The 20807-nt window shown below is 52.0% G+C and carries 15 protein-coding genes and 7 pseudogenes; 12 read left to right on the top strand and 10 right to left on the bottom strand.

All coding sequences use genetic code 11. The annotated features are described in order from the left end of the window. Nucleotides 1–110: 110 nt before the first annotated feature. Genes M989_RS18505 through M989_RS18495 form a run of 3 tightly spaced genes read left to right on the top strand, consistent with a single transcriptional unit; the run spans nt 111 to nt 3915 of the window. Complete coding sequence (locus M989_RS18505; protein WP_000345204.1) at nt 111–1481, top strand: sucrose-specific PTS transporter subunit IIBC; 1371 nt, start codon at nt 111–113, stop codon at nt 1479–1481. Continuing rightward, the gene (locus M989_RS18500) at nt 1481–2881 is read left to right on the top strand and encodes a sucrose-6-phosphate hydrolase (protein WP_003029589.1); all 1401 of its coding nucleotides are present in this window, start codon (nt 1481–1483) and stop codon (nt 2879–2881) included. The genes M989_RS18505 and M989_RS18500 overlap by 1 nt, the downstream gene beginning before the upstream one ends. 29 nt (nt 2882–2910) lie before the next feature. After that, nucleotides 2911–3915, top strand: a complete 1005-nt coding sequence (locus tag M989_RS18495; protein WP_003029591.1) for a LacI family DNA-binding transcriptional regulator — start codon at nt 2911–2913, stop codon at nt 3913–3915. Between the two features lie 165 nt (nt 3916–4080). Here the strand turns inward: M989_RS18495 and M989_RS26310 are convergent. From M989_RS26310 to M989_RS18470, 7 genes and pseudogenes are all read right to left on the bottom strand, one after another. Next, nucleotides 4081–4268 (bottom strand): annotated as a pseudogene (locus M989_RS26310) (DDE-type integrase/transposase/recombinase); the annotation flags it as partial. Nucleotides 4269–4348: 80 nt separating this feature from the next. After that, on the bottom strand, nt 4349–5857 hold the full coding sequence (ltrA, locus tag M989_RS18490; protein WP_001189111.1) for a group II intron reverse transcriptase/maturase: 1509 nt from the start codon (nt 5855–5857) through the stop codon (nt 4349–4351). A gap of 672 nt (nt 5858–6529) precedes the next feature. Next, nucleotides 6530–6955: pseudogene (locus M989_RS24840) on the bottom strand (transposase domain-containing protein); the annotation flags it as partial. Nucleotides 6956–6964: 9 nt separating this feature from the next. Then, entirely contained in the window at nt 6965–8116 is a 1152-nt protein-coding gene (locus M989_RS18485; RefSeq protein ID WP_003029596.1) for an IS30-like element IS30 family transposase, read from the bottom strand. 67 nt (nt 8117–8183) lie between these two features. Further along, nucleotides 8184–8441: pseudogene (locus M989_RS18480) on the bottom strand (IS3 family transposase); the annotation flags it as partial. 56 nt (nt 8442–8497) lie between these two features. Continuing rightward, nucleotides 8498–9586 carry an SNF2-related protein gene (locus tag M989_RS18475; protein WP_003029602.1) on the bottom strand — a complete coding sequence of 363 codons (1089 nt, stop codon included), beginning with the start codon at nt 9584–9586 and terminating at the stop codon, nt 8498–8500. Next, complete coding sequence (locus tag M989_RS18470; protein WP_003029605.1) at nt 9586–10458, bottom strand: helix-turn-helix transcriptional regulator; 873 nt, start codon at nt 10456–10458, stop codon at nt 9586–9588. Before M989_RS18470 ends, M989_RS18475 begins: the two co-directional genes overlap by 1 nt. Before the next feature lie 487 nt (nt 10459–10945). Here M989_RS18470 and M989_RS18465 point away from each other — a divergent pair, with 487 nt between their 5' ends. The 6 genes and pseudogenes from M989_RS18465 to yfjT all read left to right on the top strand — a co-directional run bounded on the left by M989_RS18465 (nt 10946) and on the right by yfjT (nt 14849). After that, the gene (locus M989_RS18465; protein WP_003029608.1) at nt 10946–11809 is read left to right on the top strand and encodes a GTPase family protein; all 864 of its coding nucleotides are present in this window, start codon (nt 10946–10948) and stop codon (nt 11807–11809) included. 91 nt (nt 11810–11900) lie between these two features. Next, nucleotides 11901–12722, top strand: a complete 822-nt coding sequence (locus M989_RS18460) for a DUF932 domain-containing protein (protein ID WP_064547700.1) — start codon at nt 11901–11903, stop codon at nt 12720–12722. A 216-nt stretch (nt 12723–12938) separates the two neighbouring features. Then, nucleotides 12939–13640, top strand: a complete 702-nt coding sequence (locus M989_RS18455; protein WP_003029611.1) for a DeoR family transcriptional regulator — start codon at nt 12939–12941, stop codon at nt 13638–13640. A gap of 40 nt (nt 13641–13680) precedes the next feature. Continuing rightward, nucleotides 13681–13926, top strand: a complete 246-nt coding sequence (gene ypjK, locus M989_RS18450; RefSeq protein WP_003029614.1) for a protein YpjK — start codon at nt 13681–13683, stop codon at nt 13924–13926. Continuing rightward, a complete protein-coding gene (locus M989_RS18445; protein WP_003029616.1) occupies nt 13916–14356 on the top strand; it encodes a YfjS/YafY family lipoprotein in 441 nt (146 codons plus the stop codon). The genes ypjK and M989_RS18445 overlap by 11 nt, the downstream gene beginning before the upstream one ends. Before the next feature lie 23 nt (nt 14357–14379). Continuing rightward, a pseudogene (gene yfjT / locus M989_RS18440) lies at nt 14380–14849 on the top strand (protein YfjT). 812 nt (nt 14850–15661) lie between these two features. Here yfjT and M989_RS26440 read toward each other — a convergent pair. The 3 genes and pseudogenes from M989_RS26440 to M989_RS18425 form a co-directional block, all read right to left on the bottom strand. Next, nucleotides 15662–15805, bottom strand: a pseudogene (locus M989_RS26440) (oxidoreductase); the annotation flags it as partial. Between the two features lie 275 nt (nt 15806–16080). Further along, a complete protein-coding gene (locus tag M989_RS18430) occupies nt 16081–17358 on the bottom strand; it encodes a DUF2254 domain-containing protein (RefSeq protein WP_003036928.1) in 1278 nt (425 codons plus the stop codon). Between the two features lie 64 nt (nt 17359–17422). Continuing rightward, a complete protein-coding gene (locus M989_RS18425; protein WP_016245729.1) occupies nt 17423–19420 on the bottom strand; it encodes a BCCT family transporter in 1998 nt (665 codons plus the stop codon). A gap of 503 nt (nt 19421–19923) precedes the next feature. Between M989_RS18425 and M989_RS26435 the strand changes: the two are divergent. The 3 genes and pseudogenes from M989_RS26435 to M989_RS18415 form a co-directional block, all read left to right on the top strand. Next, nucleotides 19924–20016, top strand: a pseudogene (locus M989_RS26435) (DUF905 family protein); the annotation flags it as partial. A gap of 112 nt (nt 20017–20128) precedes the next feature. After that, the gene (locus M989_RS18420; protein WP_003031344.1) at nt 20129–20590 is read left to right on the top strand and encodes an antirestriction protein; all 462 of its coding nucleotides are present in this window, start codon (nt 20129–20131) and stop codon (nt 20588–20590) included. A gap of 15 nt (nt 20591–20605) precedes the next feature. Beyond that, nucleotides 20606–20807: pseudogene (locus M989_RS18415) on the top strand (hypothetical protein); the annotation flags it as partial.

The following is a 20807-nucleotide window of genomic DNA, read 5'->3' as shown; positions in this document are numbered from 1 at the left end:
CGGGGCGACAAAATACGTTTCGTCGCCCCGGACACAATAACAACGAAGAGAATGCGCTCCGGCTACCACGGGACGACAACTCGAAAATCAATACGCATTCAGAGGGTACTATGGATTTTGAACAGATTTCCCGCTCGCTACTTCCGCTTCTGGGAGGCAAGGAAAATATCGCCAGCGCCGCGCACTGTGCCACACGCCTGCGCCTGGTGCTGGTCGATGACTCACTGGCCGATCAGCAGGCCATCGGCAAAATTGATGGGGTGAAGGGCTGTTTCCGTAACGCCGGACAGATGCAGATTATCTTCGGCACCGGGGTGGTGAACAAAGTCTACGCCGCCTTTATTCAGGCGGCAGGGATTGGCGAATCCAGCAAATCGGAAGCTGCCGACATTGCGGCGAAAAAACTGAATCCTTTCCAGCGCATTGCCCGCCTGTTGTCGAACATCTTTGTGCCGATCATCCCGGCTATCGTCGCCTCCGGCCTGTTGATGGGCCTTCTGGGGATGGTTAAAACGTACGGCTGGGTCGACCCGGGTAACGCCATCTACATCATGCTGGATATGTGCAGCTCAGCGGCGTTTATTATTCTGCCGATCCTGATTGGCTTCACCGCCGCCCGCGAGTTCGGTGGTAATCCTTATCTTGGCGCGACGCTTGGCGGCATCCTGACTCACCCGGCGCTCACCAACGCCTGGGGTGTGGCCGCCGGTTTCCACACCATGAACTTCTTCGGCCTTGAGATTGCCATGATCGGCTATCAGGGCACGGTGTTCCCGGTGCTGCTGGCGGTGTGGTTTATGAGCATCGTTGAGAAACAGCTGCGTCGCGTGATCCCCGATGCACTGGATCTGATCCTGACGCCGTTCCTGACGGTGATCATTTCCGGTTTTATCGCCCTGCTGATTATCGGCCCGGCTGGTCGCGCGCTTGGCGACGGTATTTCGTTTGTCCTTAGCACCCTGATTACCCACGCCGGTTGGCTGGCCGGACTGCTGTTTGGCGGTCTCTATTCGGTTATCGTCATTACCGGTATTCACCACAGCTTCCACGCCATCGAAGCGGGACTGCTGGGCAACCCATCCATCGGCGTCAACTTCCTGCTGCCGATTTGGGCGATGGCCAACGTCGCTCAGGGCGGTGCTTGTCTGGCGGTGTGGTTCAAAACGAAAGATGCCAAAATCAAAGCCATTACCCTGCCCTCGGCGTTTTCTGCCATGCTCGGCATCACCGAAGCGGCGATTTTTGGTATTAACTTACGCTTTGTAAAACCGTTTATCGCAGCCCTGATTGGCGGCGCGGTGGGCGGCGCGTGGGTGGTATCCATGCATGTTTACATGACCGCCGTGGGCCTGACGGCTATCCCTGGCATGGCTATCGTGCAGGCCAGCTCGCTGCTGAACTACATTATCGGGATGGTTATCGCCTTTGGCGTCGCCTTTGTCGTCTCCCTGGTACTGAAATACAAAACGGACGCTGAATAATGTCACATCCATCACGCCTGCCTGCGATTTTGCAGGCTGTTATGCAGGGCCAGCCGCGCGCGCTGGCCGACAGCCACTATCCCCGCTGGCACCATGCGCCGGTGACCGGGCTGATGAACGATCCCAACGGCTTTATTGAATTTGCCGGACGTTATCACCTGTTTTATCAGTGGAACCCGCTCGCCTGCGATCATAAGTTCAAGTGCTGGGGGCACTGGAGCTCTGCCGACCTGCTGCACTGGCAACATGAGCCGATCGCGCTCATGCCGGATGAAGAGTATGACCGCAACGGCTGCTACTCCGGAAGCGCCGTGGATAGTCAGGGCACGCTCACCCTGTGCTATACCGGCAACGTAAAATTTGACGACGGCAGCCGAACCGCGTGGCAGTGCCTGGCGACGGAAAATGCCGACGGCACGTTTACCAAACTCGGCCCGGTATTACCGCTGCCGGAGGGCTATACCGGCCACGTGCGTGACCCGAAAGTCTGGCAGCACGAAGGTCGCTGGTACATGGTGCTGGGCGCACAGGATTTGCAAAAGCGTGGCAAGGTGTTGTTATTCAGCTCAGCGGACCTTCATGAGTGGACGAGTCAGGGCGAAATCGCCGGTTATGGCATCAATGGCCTGGACGACGCGGGCTATATGTGGGAATGCCCGGACCTGTTTGCCCTCGGCGACCAGCATGTCCTGATTTGCTGCCCGCAGGGCGTGCCTCGTGAGAAAGAGCGCTATCTCAACACCTACCCGGCAGTGTGGATGAGCGGCGATTTCGACTACCACCGCGCGGCCTTCGAGCATGGCGAACTGCACGAATTGGACGCAGGGTTTGAGTTCTACGCCCCGCAAACCATGCTTACCAGTGATGGCCGCCGTCTGCTGGTCGGCTGGATGGGCGTGCCGGAGGGCGAAGAGATGCTTCAACCGACCCTCACCAACGGCTGGATCCATCAGATGACCTGCCTGCGTGAGCTGGAGTTTATCGATGGTCAGCTATACCAACGTCCTCTACGAGAGCTGAGCGCCCTGCGCGGCGAAGCGCACGGCTGGGCAGGGAACTCCCTGCCGCTGGCACCGATGGAAATCGTTCTACAAACCACTGGGGACGATATTTTGAGCCTCGATTTTGACGGCGCATTAATCCTTGAACGCGATGCCAGCGGGATCCGCCTGGCCCGACCCAGTCTGGCCAGCGACGAGAAGCATTATCGTTACTGGCGCGGAGACGTCCGCTCGCTGCATATTTTCATCGACCAGTCTAGCGTGGAGATTTTCATCAACGGCGGCGAAGGAGTGATGAGCTGCCGCTACTTCCCGGCCTGTTCAGGGCAGCTAATGTTCTCTGGCATCACACCGGACGCATTCTGCTACTGGCCGCTGCGAACTTGCATGGTAGAATAAGCGTTTTGCCTCAAGCTCATGGCGTCGTAATGAAAACTAAACGCGTAACCATTAAAGATATCGCCGAACAGGCTGGCGTCTCAAAAGCGACCGCCAGCCTAGTACTGAACGGTCGTGGTAAGGAGCTGCGTGTGGCGCAGGAAACGCGTGAGCGAGTACTGGCGATTGCCCGTGAGCAGCACTATCAGCCAAGCATTCACGCCCGCTCGCTGCGCGACAACCGCAGCCACACCATCGGACTGGTGGTGCCGGAGATCACCAACCACGGCTTTGCGGTCTTTTCACATGAGCTGGAAATGCTGTGCCGCGAAGCAGGCGTCCAGCTATTGATCTCTTGTACTGATGAAAACCCCGGTCAGGAGAGCGTGGTGGTCAATAACATGATTTCCCGCCAGGTTGACGGTCTGATCGTCGCTTCATGTATGCACAACGATGCCGACTATCTTAAGCTCAGCCAACAACTGCCAGTAGTGCTGTTTGACCGTTGTCCTAATGAAAGCCTGCTGCCGCTGGTGATGACTGATTCGATTACCCCAACGGCGGAACTGATTTCCCGCATTGCACCTAAGCATAGCGATGAGTTCTGGTTTTTAGGCGGTCAGTCGCGTCTGTCGCCTTCACGCGATCGTCTGACCGGCTTCACGCAGGGTTTGGCTCAGGCGGGTATTGCACTGCGCCCGGAATGGGTGATTAACGGTAACTACCACCCGAGCTCAGGCTATGAGATGTTCGCCGCACTCTGCGCGCGACTTGGGCGGCCGCCTAAGGCGCTGTTCACTGCCGCCTGTGGACTGCTCGAAGGGGTACTGCGCTATATGAGCCAGCACCATTTACTCGACTCAGATATCCATCTGACGAGCTTTGACGATCACTATCTTTATGATTCGCTGTCGCTGCGTATCGATACCGTACAGCAGGATAACCGCCAGTTGGCCTGGCACTGCTATGATCTGATAAGCCAATTGATCGAGGGCGATACGCCCGAAACGCTACAACGCTACCTGCCCGCAACGCTGCAGTTTAGGCATCAGTAATAACTGAGCATTTTTGAATACCCTACAGAGGTGAAATCTGGTGCGAATCCAACAATCAAAAATCAATATTTGTAGTGATGTGATGCGGAAAGGTCTTCACTGCATCAGTAATCACACCAATCGGGTTAAACGGCAAACTGAGTGGTGGTAAAGACTGACACCGGCATTATTACTGTCACTGTGGAACATCACTCCGGCGGGTTTACCGCAAGCTTCCCACGCAATTTCCAGCGCTTTGATGTCAGCTTGCTGTCCGGTGAGAATGACATTGCCCAACCCTCAGGTTTCCTTGCGAACAGATCGAGAACAACAGCAAGGTAAGCCCAACGCTTGCCTGTCCAGAGTAGAGTAAGAGGCAGGGCGTAGTCGGACTATTTCCCTGCCTCTCCTCCCCGAACCGGACGTGCACCTTTCAGCGCATCCGGCTCTCCATTTAAATGCTGGCGAACGCCATTGCCACTTCTGTAAAGCGCGATGTATACGTGTTTCTGGTCTCCGTCCTCAGATAGGGATTACCTTCGGGTAGCCGCCAGCGGAACAGCTTCTTGCCTTGCCCCACCAACCGGTACAGTATTTCGCCGCTGAGCTTGCCGTGATTGGTTTTACCAAATAAAACCCACGTTTTGCTCTGACCCGGTTTCGGTGATTTACACCACCACCTCATCAGGGAAGCGATACCTGTACGGTATTTGCGGGCCAGCCAGTGAGCCAGCTTCCAGAACACGACACGGTCGATATAACTGAAGACTTTGGCCTTAAAATCAACGAACTGATAGAACATGGCCCAGCCTTTCAGTTTTCGGTTGAGTTGTTCAGCCATATCGACTTTGCTTTCACTGTAGTTGCCTGATAACAGTGCTGTCAGCGATGCGGCGAAGTTTCTGGCTTTCTCCTGCGGGATCGTTGAGACCACTCGCATCTCGCCATAACGACTGCGTTTGCGAATGATCCTGTGCCCCAGAAAGATAAAGCCGTCATTAACATGGGTGATTTTAGTCTTATCCATGTTCAGCCTGAGTTTCAGACTGCCTTCGAGCACACCCCGACACTCCTCCCTGATGGCTTCCGCCTGTGCTTTGGTGCCTTTGACGATGAGGACAAAATCATCGGCATAGCGGCAGTACGCCACCGCGGGTTTCCACTGCCAGTTTTCTCTGACCGCCGTACTTCGGCCCCGTTGGATACTGTTATTCCAGTACCACCGATCTTTTCTGGCTTTCCCGCTCAGGTAGCGCTCATGCAGGTATTGATCGAACTCATTCAGCATGATGTTCGATAATAGCGGCGATATAACACCGCCCTGTGGTACACCTTCACTGGCCGCCCGAAAGAGACCGACATCGATATGTCCCGCCTTGATGGTTTTCCACAGCAGAGTCATGAAACGTGCGTCACTGATCCTGCGGCGTACAGCCTTCATCAGCAGTCGATGATGTACGGTGTCGAAGTAACTGGACAGGTCGCCTTCAATCACCCAGCGTCCCCGGGTTTCACCACAGTCTGTGAGCTGTAATTTCACCGTGCGGATCGCGTGGTGGACACTGCGCTCAGGCCGGAAGCCATATGAGAGCGTATGAAAATCACTCTCCCATATCGGCTCCATCGCCATCAGCATGGCCCGCTGAACAATACGATCCCGCAACGCGGGGATACCCAGTGGTCGCAGTTTGCCGTTGCTTTTAGGGATGTAAACCCGTCTGGCGGGCAAGGGCTGGTAGTGGCCTGAGAGTAATTCATCCCTGAGGATTTGCAGCTCAACAGCCAGTCTGGCCTGTAGCATTGTTTTGTTCACGCCATCAACGCCGGGGGTATGGGCCCCCTTTGATGAAAGCGTGATCCGCGCCGCTTCAGCCAGCCATTCTGGTTGTGTTATCAGACGCAGCAGCCGTTGAATCCGTAGGGACGGATCGGTGGCTGCCCATGTGGCAAGCTTGCGTTGCATTTCGCTGATTATCAAAGGTCTTCACCTCGTTAGGTCAGTTAATTCACGTCGCAAACACATTCAAACTGCTTCCCTTCGCCATGTAATGGGCTTTCCCCATCGCGGACTACTACGGAAGCTCCGCCAGCCAGCGCGTCATCGGAGCCATGCCCCCTTAACATCCGTCGCTGACCTTCCCCGGTTTACCTGCCTGGACTCAGGCATACTGAGGAGGCTGCCCGTCGCACTCTTTATCCTTGCTTGCCGCAAGTTGGCAGAAGTCAGCATCGCAAGCGTGATAGACGCTGCTGCCCCGGTGTTTCGCATACATGTCAAAACACCTTCGACCGGCAGTGCTTACGTATCACTGCCAGTTCCTCCTGCACGGCCTGTCAGATCACGTAGGCCGTGGTGACGTTTTCAACCCACAGAGGCGGATTAACGGGTTCATGTTCTTCAGCCTTTCAGTACTTAACCTTGAGGATCATCTCGGCTTAGTGATCTCGCCTCAATCCCCGTTGTCAGCGGGTTACATCACCCTGCGGGCATGCCGCAGGTCACTGCCGCTCAGGTTCTCCACCGTCACACCCGGTGGGATTGTTGGGTTTCTCATCGTGAGTTACCGGTTCAATATTCCAGACAGACTCGCGGTTCATTTAAGCATCCATGCCCGCCCTGAACTCCGGGCACACTATAGGTCACATCACCGCACCACACCTGATTTGGCTCGGTCACGGCGAACTGCCTTTCAAGGTAGTTAGGGATAGCAACATGTTCATGACCACCACGTTTATACCGGTGAGTCGGCTGCTGACAGCTGACCAGCCCCAGCTCTTTCATGAGCCTGCCAGCAAGCCAGCGTCCCATCTGGTAGCCTCTCCGGGTTGCCATTGTGGCGATGCTTCTTGCTCCGGCCGAACCGTGGCTGATGCCATGTAGCTCAAGTACCTGACTGCGTAATACAGCCCGTCTGCCGTCTGGTTTTTCAGGACGGTTTTTCCAGTATCTGTAGCTGCTGCGATGAACCCCGAACACATGGCAGAGTGTGACCACAGGATAATGCGCTCTGAGTTTCCCGATTATCGAGAACTGTTCAGGGAGTCTGACATCAAGAGCGCGGTTGTAGATTCAATCTGTCAATGCAACACCCCTTTCAATTATCTCTTTCGGTGTTTTGAACTTCAGTGTCTTTCTCGGTCTGTTGTTTAGCTGAGCAGCAACCAGATCTAGTTCATGTTGAGTATATTGGGCAAGACATGTCTTTTTAGGAAAGTACTGCCGAATTAGCCCATTTGTGTTCTCATTTGTTCCCCGCTGCCAAGGACTCTGAGGATCGCAGAAGTAAACTTTAACGCCGGTGCTGACAGTAAATTCTAGATGTCTGGCCAGTTCCATTCCTCTGTCCCATGTCAGTGATTTTCTGAGTTCTGACGGTAAACTCAGGAATTTGTCGGTAAGAGCCTGATTTACTGAGACAGAATCTTTGCCCCTGAGTCTAAGGATGATCGTATAACGTGATTTTCGGTCTACAAGTGTGGCTATATGAGAGTTTTTTGTACCTGAGACTAAATCGCCCTCCCAATGCCCCAGAGAGCGTCTGTTATCGATATTTCGGGAACGTTCGTGAATTGGTGTTCCGTTCACTATGTTAATCGTACCTCTTTCGCCTTTGCGGGTATGACGCCTGCCATGGCGAAGGCTATGCGACCGTCGCAGATGCTGTATATTCAGGTGGTGTAGCGCTTCACGGCTACGAAAGTACAGCGTTTTATAAATTGTCTCAGGTGATATTCGCAGCGTTTTTTGACGTGGTTTTGTTCGCCTTAACCATCCTGATATTTGCTCTGGAGACCATTTCATCTCCAGCTTTTCCAGAACAAGCTTTCGCAATGGTAAATTTTGATCCAGTAAGCACGGTTTTGGCCTTTTCGCCATTCTGTTGGCTCGGTTATTAGCATCAACAGCTTTGTAATAGCGTCTGCCCCGATTACGCTGAACTTCACGTGAGATCGTCGAAGGACTGCGATTCAGCGCAGTAGCTATCGCACGAATGCTCATTTTGGGTGACAAACCAGCTCGTATCTCCTCGCGCTCAGACAGTGTCAGGTGAGCTACAGCCCGCTTACGCTCATGGGGTTTTATGCCGCCAGTATCCCTTAACATAGTGAAGATCGTTCCGGGTTTTGAACCCAGGATATTCGCTATTTCACTGAAGCCTGTTCCGTTCTTCCATAGTTCAAAAACAGAGGCTTTTTCCTCTGCTGTAAATGTTCGTCTCATTCAAAAAACCTCCGCAACCCCATGTTTTCACATAACTGTTGCGTTGACCAATTGAATCTACAGTAGCCTTTTTTAATATTTCATTCTCCATTTCAATGCGTTGTAGCTTTTTCCTCAGCTCACGTATTTCGATTTGTTCTGGTGTTATCGGAGAGGCTTTTGGTGTTTTGCCCTGACGCTCATCACGCAGTTGTTTGACCCATCTTGTCATTGTGGAAAGGCCAACATCCATAGCTTTGGCGGCATCTGCCACCGTGTAGTTCTGGTCAACAACCAGTTGAGCGGATTCGCGTTTAAACTCTGCGCTGAAATTTCTTTTTTTCATTGGAGCACCTGTGTTGTTCTGAGGTGAGCATATCACCTCTGTTCAGGTGGACAAATTCAGTGTGCCACTTCACTGCCCCAGTTGATGCGATTCAATTGTGTTCCAAACGACTCGCCGCTCGTACGGCTGAGGTCAGTATGACAAAGCACGTCGTAGCTGAACCGGTCGCGAGCAAATATGTTGGTCTTAAGGTTGCGGTTATAGTTCAGCCAGTTGTCCGCAAGTTTCTTGGGGCATAACACCAGAACTGACTTGTTGCGCAGTTCGTAATACTTTACGACGGCAAGTGCGGTGAAGGTTTTGCCCAAGCCCACGCTGTCGGCCAGGATGCAACCGCTGTAGTTTTCAAGTTTGTTGATGATCCCAGTGGCAGCATCTTTCTGGTAATTGAAGAGTTTGTTCCAGATGAGCGTGTCTTGATAGCCCGTGCGGTCATTGGGCAGGACATCCTCGTTGAGGTCGTCCAGAAACTCATTGAAGATGTTATAGAGCATCAGGAAGTAGATACTTTCAGGCGAGTTTTCCTGGTAGACGGATGCAATGTGGTCGCAGATCTGCGCCGTTACATCCTCCAGCTTCTCAGGATCTTGCCAGATCTGGTTAAACAGATTGAGGTAGGTCGCCGTAAACGTCGACTCGTCCATTTTGTTGACGAGGTTTGAAACAGCATTGCCTTGCTGGTAGCCAAGATCGACGGCCGTAAATCCGTGCAGTGGCATGTAGGCAGTCTCTGCGGCGGCGGCCTGAACACAAGCAAACTGCTGCATCGGAGCCTTGCTGCGATTGGACTTGAATGTTGTCTTACGCCGCATCCAGTCCGCACACTCTTTTGCAATTGCGCGCTGGGTCAGTTTGTTGCGCAGCTGAATTTCGAACTCACTACCGTACAGACTACGTTCGCGGTCAGCCTTCGGTATGTGGAATTCTTTGCGTTCCTTACGAATCTTGTCGGTTACTTCATTAGCGGTGAACGTCGGCGAGGTAAAGATGAATTGCAGCTCGTCGATTTTTTCCAGCTCTGCTTTTAGCGCTTCAAACGCGTACATCGAAAAACAGGAGGCGGCGATCTTCAGGCGAGCACCGGGTTTGAGCGTCTGCTTTAGGTCGTCTCCGAGCAGACGATTGATATTGTCGATCAGTTCCATCAAGAGTCAGCCTTTGTAGAGGTGCTATAGCCTGGTGCCAGTAAGGCGTTTTTCACGCCGTAGATCGCGAGATGATCTTTGAGCCATAAACGGTACTCCGGTCCATTTAGGCAATGATTGGGTGAGCAGTCAACACGCCAGCGCTGCAACATATAGCCTGCCACCGCTGCACGAACGTACATCCTAATCGAGCCACCGGTCATCCCGTAGTCCATCTCGATGATTTCGGGGCGTTCAACACGCGGGTGCGGCACGAAATCCAACTCAACGATGCGCGTCCACTGGATATCATTATCCGGTCGTTCGTTGGCCTGCGGAACCTCTTCAAGCAATGTTGGCGCTTCGATGCGGGTGACGACGAAATCCCGAAACTCTCCACTCTTGCGATCAAAGGCCCGGGCGTGCCAGCGCAGGCCGGTATCTACCAAAGCAAAGGGCACAATGATCCGTTCGGACTTTCCGCTGCTCATCGAGTGGTAGCGGATGGCGACGGGGCGCTTGGAGTGGATGGCTCGACAAATCACGGCCAACACATCCATCTTGGGTATGCTCAGGGCTGTGGGGGATTCACAGGGTAGCAACGCCTGCATTGGGCCATTCACGCCATCGCCAAAGCCCAGAGCCAGCGCCGACAGAACACGCTGCGATGCGTGCTCGAACAACGGAGAGAACGCCTGCCCGATACGATAGATCTTGTCGCTACCATCAAAGGTGATGTTATTCGGAGCGATTTCCCGGTACAAAGCCAAATCGCGAGTCGCTCCTGCTGGAGCAACGCCAAAGCGCTCAATCAGATCTGGGCGACCGATCTCACCGAAGAAGTAAAGCCGAAAATCGATGTAGGCCAGCCGTTCGCGCTGGACCTGACTCAAGTCGTCAAGCCGCTTACAAGGGGGACTAGGCATGAATCATCACTATAGGGAAAAATGAAAATTTAATACGGTAATCAATAAAGTGCCATGATTATAATCAAATTGATGATAATCAACATTAATACTTATGTAAAAGCAAGAGATGACGTTTCAAACGTAGACAGTCATCGTATTAGCTGATGTTTCTATAACGTTAGATTAATGCCTAACAACTATAAAACCTTAATGCCCAATGCCCAATGCCCAATGCCCAATGCCCAATGCCCTATCGCCCCTCGGACAATTTGCCCTTATCCACTGGTCTGGCTTGAGGATGAGGGGGGCAGAATAACCTAACGACTTAGGGTCGGGATCACAGGCGGCAGCTGTTTAACGCTTACCTTAATTCAAATTATTTTCAGATAGATATCATTCTTCTGAACATACCTGACTAACGGTGGAATCTCACGATCCTGCCGTTTTTGTATTATTTTTCAGAGGAGTAGTAATGAACAATTCTGAAGGATTGAAGCCGTTTCAGCAATCGCTCGCTGGTCTGCCACAGTGGGTGTCTGAACGTATATTGCAGCAGATAAATCAGTTAACCCGCTACGAGCCAGTGATCGGCATTATGGGTAAAACCGGTGTTGGGAAGAGCAGTCTGTGCAATGCCCTGTTTGCCGGAGATATATCACCGGTCAGCGATGTGGCTGCATGTACCCGTGAGCCACTGCGCTTTCGCCTGCAAGTCGGCGAGCGCTATATGACGCTGGTGGACCTGCCCGGCGTGGGCGAAAGTGGTGCTCGCGATACCGAGTATGCTGCGATGTACCGCGAACAACTCCCCCGGCTCGACCTGGTTCTGTGGCTGATTAAGGCCGATGACCGGGCGCTGGCGGTGGATGAACATTTTTATCATCAGGTGATTGGAGAGGTATACCGGCATAAGGTGCTGTTTGTTATCAGCCAGTCGGATAAGGCCGAACCCACCAGCGGTGGGGGACCGTTGTCCACGGCGCAGAAGCAGAATATCAGCCGTAAAATCTGTCTGCTGCATGAGCTGTTCCAGCCCGTACATCCGGTGTGTGCCGTGTCGGTCCGTCTTCAGTGGGGACTGCGGGTGATGGCCGAGCGAATGATTAAGTGCCTGCCACGTGAGGCCACCAGCCCGGTGGTGTCGCAACTCCAGTCTTCCTTTCGCACGACGGTAGTCCGGGAACAGGCTCGTAGCGATTTTGGTGAAACCGTCGGGGCCGTACTCGATAGCATCAGTGCCTTTCCCCTGATACCCGCCCCGGTACGGGCTGTCATTCAGGCCGTGCGCACCACGGTGGTGTCAGTGGCCCGCGCCGTCTGGGATTTCTTCTTCTGAGTATTTAACCCATCCCTGTTACTTCCCTGCCCCTGTCGCAGATGCGACGGGGATCCCTTTTATTTGTTTTCCCGTTATGAGGAGTCTGCTTATGGCCCGTCTGGCTTCGCGCTTTGGCGCAGCAAATCTTATCCGTCGCGACCGCCCGTTAACCCGCGAAGAGCTGTTTCGCGTGGTGCCCAGTGTATTCAGTGAGGACAAACACGCATCCCGTAGTGAGCGTTATACCTATATACCCACCATATCCCTGCTGGACAGCCTGCAGCGCGAAGGCTTCCAGCCGTTCTTTGCCTGTCAGACCCGGGTACGCGACCCGGGTCGACGCGAGCACACAAAACACATGCTACGCCTTCGTCGGGAGGGGCAGATTACCGGTAAACAGGTACCAGAAATTATCCTGCTCAACTCCCATGATGGCACCAGTTCGTACCAGATGTTGCCGGGTTTATTTCGTGCGGTTTGTCAGAACGGGCTCGTCTGCGGTGAGTCATTTGGCGAGGTGCGTGTGCCGCACAAAGGCGATGTAGTGAGTCAGGTGATTGAGGGGGCCTATGAAGTGCTGGGCATTTTTGACCGTGTGGAGGAGAAGCGGGATGCGATGCAGTCGTTGCTGTTGCCACCACCTGCGCAGCAGGCACTGGCAAAAGCCGCGCTGACGTACCGCTTTGGTGAGGACCACCAGCCGGTGACTGAGTCGCAGATCCTCTCCCCGCGCCGCTGGCAAGATGAGAGTAGCGACCTGTGGACCACGTACCAGCGTATTCAGGAGAACCTGATTAAGGGTGGGCTCAGTGGCCGTAATGCCAAAGGAGGACGGTCACATACCCGTGCCGTTCGCGATATCGACGGGAACGTGAAACTTAACCGGGCACTGTGGGTGATGGCGGAAGCGATGCTCACGCAACTGCAGTGACCGTTTAATGTTGCCGCTTTGTTAATATCGGACACCACCTGTCCGCATCGCACCGTGCTGGCGGTCCTCACTCACTGAGGAATGGCCTGTAACCCCCGCTGCCTCTGGCTTTTGCAGAAATGAAAAATAGTTTCTGTGATGTCCATACCCTGTCCGACCCCCTCTTTAAAGTAATCACATCATTTTCAGTCAGTTAACTTTCACGGAGAACGTCTCATGACACAGGCAGAACGCCGCCATGACCGGCTGGCTGTCAGGCTGTCACTGATAATCAGCCGTCTGGTGGCAGGGGAAACACTGAGTGTGCGTAAGCTGGCCGCTGAGTTTGGTGTGTCGGTGCGCACGCTGCGGCGTGATTTTCGTGAGCGGCTGATGTATCTGGACCTGGAGTATCAGTCCGGATATTGCCGCTTACGCACTGCGGGCAGTGAGACGCAGATGGTGCCCGACGTGCTTATCTTTGCCCACCGCAGCGGGATGGCCGGTCTTTTCCCTGGCTTTGACCGTCGTCTGGTAAACGCACTGCTGATGTGCGATGAGTCTCCCTGCGTAATCGCACCCGCCAGTCCGGCTCCTTCGCCATCAGGCGCATTGTCTTTCTGGCGACTGATTCAGGCCATTACCGGGCGCAGGCGGGTGACGCTGATTGCCGAGGGGCAGCGCTGTGAGCGGCTGGCTCCCTGCCGGTTACTTATCCACCAGCAGGCCTGGTATCTGGTGGCAGAGCACGACGGACATATCGCCTTATTCACACTTGATGAAATCCATCTGATTCAGCCTTTGCAGGAGACTTTTCGCCGGAATGACAGTCTGTGCCGCCTGACTGAAGACCCGGTCTTCATTCAGGCCTTACCCCATTTTCGCTTTATCCAGCATTCACTGCTTACGTTTGTTCCGGCTGACAGCCCACCGGAATAGCGCAGGCGTTGTTATCAACCCGGCAACAGGGAGGAGCCCAGTGCCTGTTATTGCCATTATCGCCATTGTTATCATCGTCATCATTCTGAACAAAACTGGAGTGTCCGACAGCCTCACGGCCCTGACACTTGCAACCGTTGCCGCACTACTGACGGGAGGTGGCGCAGCCGGTGCTGCCAGTGTCGCGCTGACGCCGTTCGTCGGCGTGCCGGTGGGTATTTTCGTGGGGATTTATGTCTTTACCAAAGTGGTTCGTCTGATTTCAGGAAAAAATAATGAAACGTAAAACACTACCTCTACTGGCGCTGGTTGCCTCCACTCTGTTTCTGAGCGCTTGCGATGACAGGAGTGATGACCTGAAAGCTATCAGTAAATTTAAGGACCTCACGCCTCCGCGCTTCAGCGATGTGGTGAGCCGTCAGGATGATGTCAGGGAAGAGTGGTCGCAGATTGCTCTTTCTGGTCCCACTATGCAGGTCTTACGTACCCGTCAGTCGCCCGATGGCTGCGAGGGTGGCTGTTACTACTACCTCGTGGATATGGAGGAGAAAACCGTGCAGCCGCTGATGAATGCGCTGTGTATTGCCGACAACATCAGCCTGGAATACCACGAGAAAACGGACCCGCGCACCCGGGAGCGTTTCCTTGAATATTCCCATGACGGCAAACTGATGGGACGGCTGCTGATACCCTCAAATCCTGATAACCGGGAATAAATACAAAGACAAAGGAGACAGAAATGAAAATAAATTCTTTAAGTCGGCTCATGCTCGCTGGCGTGCTGCTTGTCAGCTTCAATGCCTCTGCGGTTTCGGGACTCTGGCAACAGGGGTACGGTCAGGGCAATGCGGAATACAGTGTGACGGATAGCAGCGGAAAGATGTTTACCATCAACTGCACGGAAAATCCGGACCAGAACGGTATTTACCAGCAATCGGTTTTTCTGACCCTCGCAGGGGATAAAACGATCAGCTCGCATGATGACAGTACCGACATCACAGTGGTGATGGGCCCCATAAGCAATACGCCATTCCCTCAACCCTTGGCTGGCGTAACGGGGATAATGCCTGGTTTAGTTTCATCATGGATATCCGTAAGGCCAGGCAGTTCGACGTCTACGTCAATGACCGCAAAGCGGGGACCTTCAGCGTTGACCTGACGAACGCTACGAAGGCACTGCCAACATTAGCAGACTGCACTAACGAGTGACAGTTGTGCTTTCCATCCATAACAACATACCTGACTGCCAGGAGCAGTCAGGGTTTATTTTTTTCATTTTTTATTTCCACCGATTAGTCCAGGCACTTCCGAATAATGAGCGCAGTGGCCAGTTTTAGTTGACTATATAGCAATGATAAAATAATCACGTGTTATGTTGAGATTGTTTATTTAGCGGTTGAGAGAAACTATGGATAAAATTTGTGATAAGTGTGCACACATGATGAGTGCATGTACTTGTGGAACTTGTGAGAACTGTGACGAGAAAGAGTCGGACTGTACCTGCAAAAAATGTAGCCAGTGCAATAACCTTGAGGACTTCTGCTCTTGCAGAATTTGTGAAGAATGTAGTGAAAAAGAAGCAGAGTGCTGCTGTTGAAATGTTAACAATACTGGCTGCAGGAGCTACCTGCCTGCAGCTTCGATTGCCGACGTACCCCGATCCCAGTTGGTTAGCGTATTTCGATTCTTGCAATAATCGCTGGACTCATAGCACGAAGCCGACATACTTACTGGATTGAAGGTCCGCTGTGAGCGAAAAGCGGACGCCCGCATAGCGTAAACAGGCGTCTGATATTTTGATATGGATTGATGACTTAACCCCTTCCCCGCTTCGTCAATGACTTTCTCGTCATTATCTTTGGTAAATGATCCTTTTGCCTTTCCGGTAGAATACTCAGCATTATTTCTGAAGAGCGGCAAAGACGAGTGCCTTGCCATGAGTTCACCATAATTTCATCTGCGCCCGTGCGGCGAACCAGATCCCTGAGCCCGTCACGGACGACCTCCGGTTTGCCCCATACGGATTCACGCAGCTGATAATATTTTGCGGTCAGTTCATCAGCGGTATCACTAGTCATTGCCCGTGAGCGGGTCATGGGGGCCATAACGACGCGGTTTACCAGGTCAGTATCACCGGTCTGAAACTGGGTAAATAATTTTTCCATTTTTATCTCCTTTGCTGGAGGAAATATGATGGTCTCAGCTACGGAATAAAAAAACAGTAGTCTGTTCCGAACTGAGTAGACATAATTTCTACATTTAGTGTTCTCCTGGTATTAAACCGAAATATTTGATTGTAGGCGATGTCTTACGTAGAGATAAAGCCTGCTGCAAAAGTGATGAAGACTCAGTATGTTCTCTTCTAATACAAAGCAGACGCCCATTCTCATGCAGACGCTTTGTTCTTGTCTCGCTAGCAACCAAATCGCTTGCTCCACAACTATGATTGCTTATTAGCGTTTTCATCAAAAAACAAATCAAAATAAATTGATTTTATGAATTCTCTATCGGAGTCTATATGGTCAGCGCGATTTGCATGCTCTAATGTTTCAATTGCCAGAGTGTGCGCGGCATCAGCAAACATCTCAGGCCAACCCGTACTCAGCATAGATAGCCCTTTGAGCACTCTTATCTGAATCTCTCTCATACTGGCACCATCGCGTGCGACAGGTGAGAAAAAGTCTTCCAGGAGATCGTTGTTCTGAAGTGGCGCAACGTGTACTGAAGGATAGGTCACTTCAATTTCATGAGACTTATTCTGCGCGTAAGCAGAAAGTATACGAACACCTCTGCCAATGACATCGATTGCGGTTCCAGGATCGTTCACTGCGGGTGAAAGGGCTCTGCAGGCTATTTCGGCCATGACGCTAAGACAAAATCGGGGATCCTGAGCAAATGAACGCACATCCGAGACAATGATCGTCTCAAGTAAATCGGCGCAGATTGATGACTCCTGGCCCTGACTCAGGTACAAAGCTGGCATGGACGGATGAATGAAACTGCCTGGTTGCGCCACAAGGTATACATGACGAGGATCATTGGCCAGCAGCTTGCTGAGTTTCTCCATATCAATATATTCAACATAGCCAATCTTCTTCGGATAAACTGCAACCGTTCCTTTCGGCTGTTCATAGCTCTCAAGCCATGGATATCCGCCGAGACAGGGATTTCTGGCTCTCGCAATAAATGTTTCGATGGCCGCCTGTTCTACTTTTGCTGTTGTCTCACCGACCCTCCCCAGAGAGGTCAAATGCTGTATCCAACGAAGCAATGTGATGAGGATGAGGGCAATGACAACGAGTGTGACAATGAATAAAATGACTCTTCCCCTTTCTCCGTAGGCTCCCATATTGAGGGCAATAATTCCTACCAGACTGAAGAGAAAGGAACCAATGAAGGTGGCCAGTACATTTTGTGTGGTTACGTCTTCCACAACTAAACGCGTTGCTCTGGGAGTAACATTAGTAGTGGCTGAACCGTAGGCTGTGACCATGATACTCAGCGAAAATGTGGTCACTGCCAGCATACTCGATGCCAGTATGTTCAGAATGTTATCAACTGCTTCCGCACCAACCTTCACTGAAACCGACTCAGGAATCATTGATTTAAAAAGAATAGATAAAAGAGCCGTTATTATCGCGACAATTGCGAATAACGTAGCTCTGAACCAGAGTTTCTTAAATGTTTGCTTCAGAATCCATTGCCAGCGTGAAATCATTCTGCATTCCCTCGTATTGCGGTCGGGATAAATAATTGCCGCCCCCTAGGACGGCATTTTGCTATCAACGAACCAGGTGCAGGAAGTGCAGGTGTTTTTCGTACTGGTCCAGTATGTCATTAATCAACTGTTCCTGATTCCAGCCCATCACATCATAATTTTGACCGCCTTCTTTGAGATAAACCTCAGCGCGATAATATCGATGTTGGTCAGTCTGCTGCTCATCATTATCCATTGCGGCGAGCGCGAAGGTGGGTGAGCTATACCCGCGAAGCCTCACTTCATATATAAAATTCAGCTCGTTGCCCAAATCCACTTCAAGACGAATACGATCGTCGGCTGCGTCACTAATGTGGCTTATCGTCCCCTGCTTGTTCAGTTCTTCCTGAACCAGCGTCATGGCAGGCTGGATAATGTCGTCCATAAAACGTTTCACAAGAGATCGTTTCGGCAGATACGCGATATTGCGTAACCTTCTCTGCCAGGGAATTGGGTTACGTGCAGCCGTAGGAGCAATAGTCGCCATGCTCAGGCTTTCACGCTTAGTCAAATCTCGACGCAGGGCTTTTAACAGCCCGTATATGGATATCAGCAAGATCACGGAGAAGGGTAATGCACTTGCTATTGTCACCGTTTGCAGCGCGCTCAGCCCTCCCGCAAGGAGAAGCGCAATTGCAACAACTCCCATGAGCGATGCCCAGAAGATTCGCTGCCAGACGGGTGTGTTTGCCACCCCACCTGATGCCAGAGTATCTACAACCATTGCCCCCGAGTCAGCAGATGTGACAAAGAAGACGATGACCATAGCCATTGCAATAAATGACAGCACGGAGGAGAACGGGAAATGCTCCAGGAAATTGAACAAGGCCAGCGAGACATCCTGTTGGACGGTATTGGCGAGATCGGTCGCCCCCTGGTTCATAATGAGATAGATTGCGCTGTTACCAAACACCGTCATCCACATGAGCGTAAAGCCGGCCGGAACAAACAGCACACCGGTGACAAATTCGCGAATGGTTCGGCCGCGTGAGACCCGTGCGATAAACATCCCCACAAATGGCGACCATGAAAGCCACCATCCCCAGTACAGTAATGTCCAGCCCCCCAGCCAGTTGCTCGACTTAGGTTCATATGCGTAAAGATTGAACGTTTTACTCACCAGTTCCGAAAGATAACCGCCGGTATTTTCCACAAATGACTTCAGCAGAAGCACAGTTGGCCCCAGACACAGGACCAGCGCCAGGAGCAACAACGCGAGGCCCAAATTGAGCTCAGACAGGATACGTATTCCCTTGTCTAGGCCGGTCACCACAGAAATCGTCGCTAACCCCGTGATGGCCACGATCAGAATGACCTGCACCGTTTCATTAATGGGCACCCCGAATAGGTGGTTCAAACCGGCATTCACCTGCAAAACACCGTAACCCAGCGATGTTGCAACGCCAAAGACCGTACCTATAACGGCAAAAATATCAACCGCATGGCCTATAGGTCCGTATATGCGATCGCCAATAATGGGATAGAGTGCAGAACGCAGCGTTAAAGGTAGACCGTGGCGGTAACTGAAAAAGGCCAGAATCAGCGCTACAATGGCATATATTGCCCAGGCATGCAGACCCCAGTGGAAGAAGGTCAGCCGCATTGCTTCCTTCGCTGCCGCAACAGTCTCTGGGGCGCCAACGGGAGGTGAGAGATAATGCATCACCGGTTCAGCAACGCCAAAGAACATCAGGCCGATCCCCATCCCTGCCGAAAAAAGCATCGCAAACCAGGAGTGATAGCTGAAATCAGGTTGCGCATGGTCCGGACCCAGCTTGATATCACCGTAGCGTGAGAGTCCCAGAAACGTGACACTCAATAAAATCAGGGCCACAGCAAGGATGTAGAACCAGCTTGCATTCGTGAAGATTTGTTGCTGAAGTAGTTTGAAATTTTTGTCAGCAACATCCGGGAATGCAGCGGCAAAAGCGACAAGAAGAAAAATTAACAAAGCAGATGTAAAGAATACAGCTTTGTTAATCTGGCTGTGAGACTTCTTTGGGATTGTTTCATTTTCACTCATAATCATTTATTCCATTGATTTAAATCCGTATTGGATAATGCTTACCACCTCTTACAGAGTAGCAAAATTCAACTGACTATGCGGCGTGAATCGAGCACATGGTGTGATGAGTGCCGATACAAATCATCCTATAATCGAAGGAGTTCTTTGTTAATCAGCCTGCCACTTCTTGGGTATTTAATTTGCATATTCTGTACCAGAGCTGGGATATACGTTAAGTGAAGTATATTAGACACGAATTACCAGCTTCTGCTTTTGGCACAAAACGGCCTATCAGCATTATAAAAATATTCAGATATATATCATTCCTCTGAACATACACAACTAACGGCAGAATCTCACGATTCTGCCGCTTTTTTATTATTTTTCAGGGGGGGAGTAATGAATAATTCTGAAGGTTTGAAGTCGTTTCACTAATCGCTTTATGACCTACCGTAGTGGGTATCGGCTGATTGCGCAGCAGGGCCATTAGTTCCTGCCAGTATCACCGGCGTTAACATTGAAGACGACTAGGGCAGGCATGGAACTTTGAACCGGATGCCGGTGAAGGTCTTAACCGCTATACCCGCAAGCCAGGCATCTGTACGGACGTATCCATCTGCTGGCTCCGCATGATTTACCAGCAACATTTAATCTTCCCGAACACTCATTATTACCGCATACGCCAGCCGTCGCCGCTGGCGTTTTTTTATTGACGGAGACATACCCATGACAACAGCGACAAAAAACAACCTCGCATCTGCTGCTAACGAATCCGAATTTGAACTGACCGTAACGCAGATACCCGACGAACAGCGTATCTGCTTCTGGCCGCAGTACTTTGGCTCTATCCCACAATGGATAACGCTGGAACCCCGCATTTTCGCCTGGATGGACCGCTTCTGTGACGAGTACAACAGTGGTATCTGGTCCTTTTACACGCTCAGCAATGGCGGCGCGTTTATGGCCCCTGATGCTGACGTTGACGATAAATGGCATCTGTTCAACGGTATGAACGGCAATGGCGCGGACATGAGTGCTGAAGCCGCAGGCATTGCTGTCTGCCTGATTGAATACAGCCATCACGCCTGCCGTACAGAGTGTGACGCAATGACCGCGCACTATTACCGCCTGCGGGACTATGCCCTGCAGCATTCTGAAGCCCACGCCATTTTGCGTATCATTGACTGACCGGAGGAGCAACGAATGAAACAGCTTTCCTTTTTACCCGGCGAGATAACGCCACAGGACCGGCGTCTCATTCAGCGGGCGCTCAGGGCTCTGGAGCGGCACCTGCATGAGCCTGGGGTAGCCTTCACCTCCACTCATGCCGTCCGGGAGTGGTTGCGGCTGCATATGGCCGCGCTTGAACGGGAAGAGTTCCGGGTGCTGTATCTGAATCGTATAA

The sequence above is a fragment of the Kluyvera georgiana ATCC 51603 genome (assembly GCF_001654985.1).
GTDB lineage: Bacteria > Pseudomonadota > Gammaproteobacteria > Enterobacterales > Enterobacteriaceae > Kluyvera > Kluyvera georgiana.
Note: the sequence above shows the minus strand (reverse complement) of the source record. Positions and strands in the feature narration are given on the sequence as shown.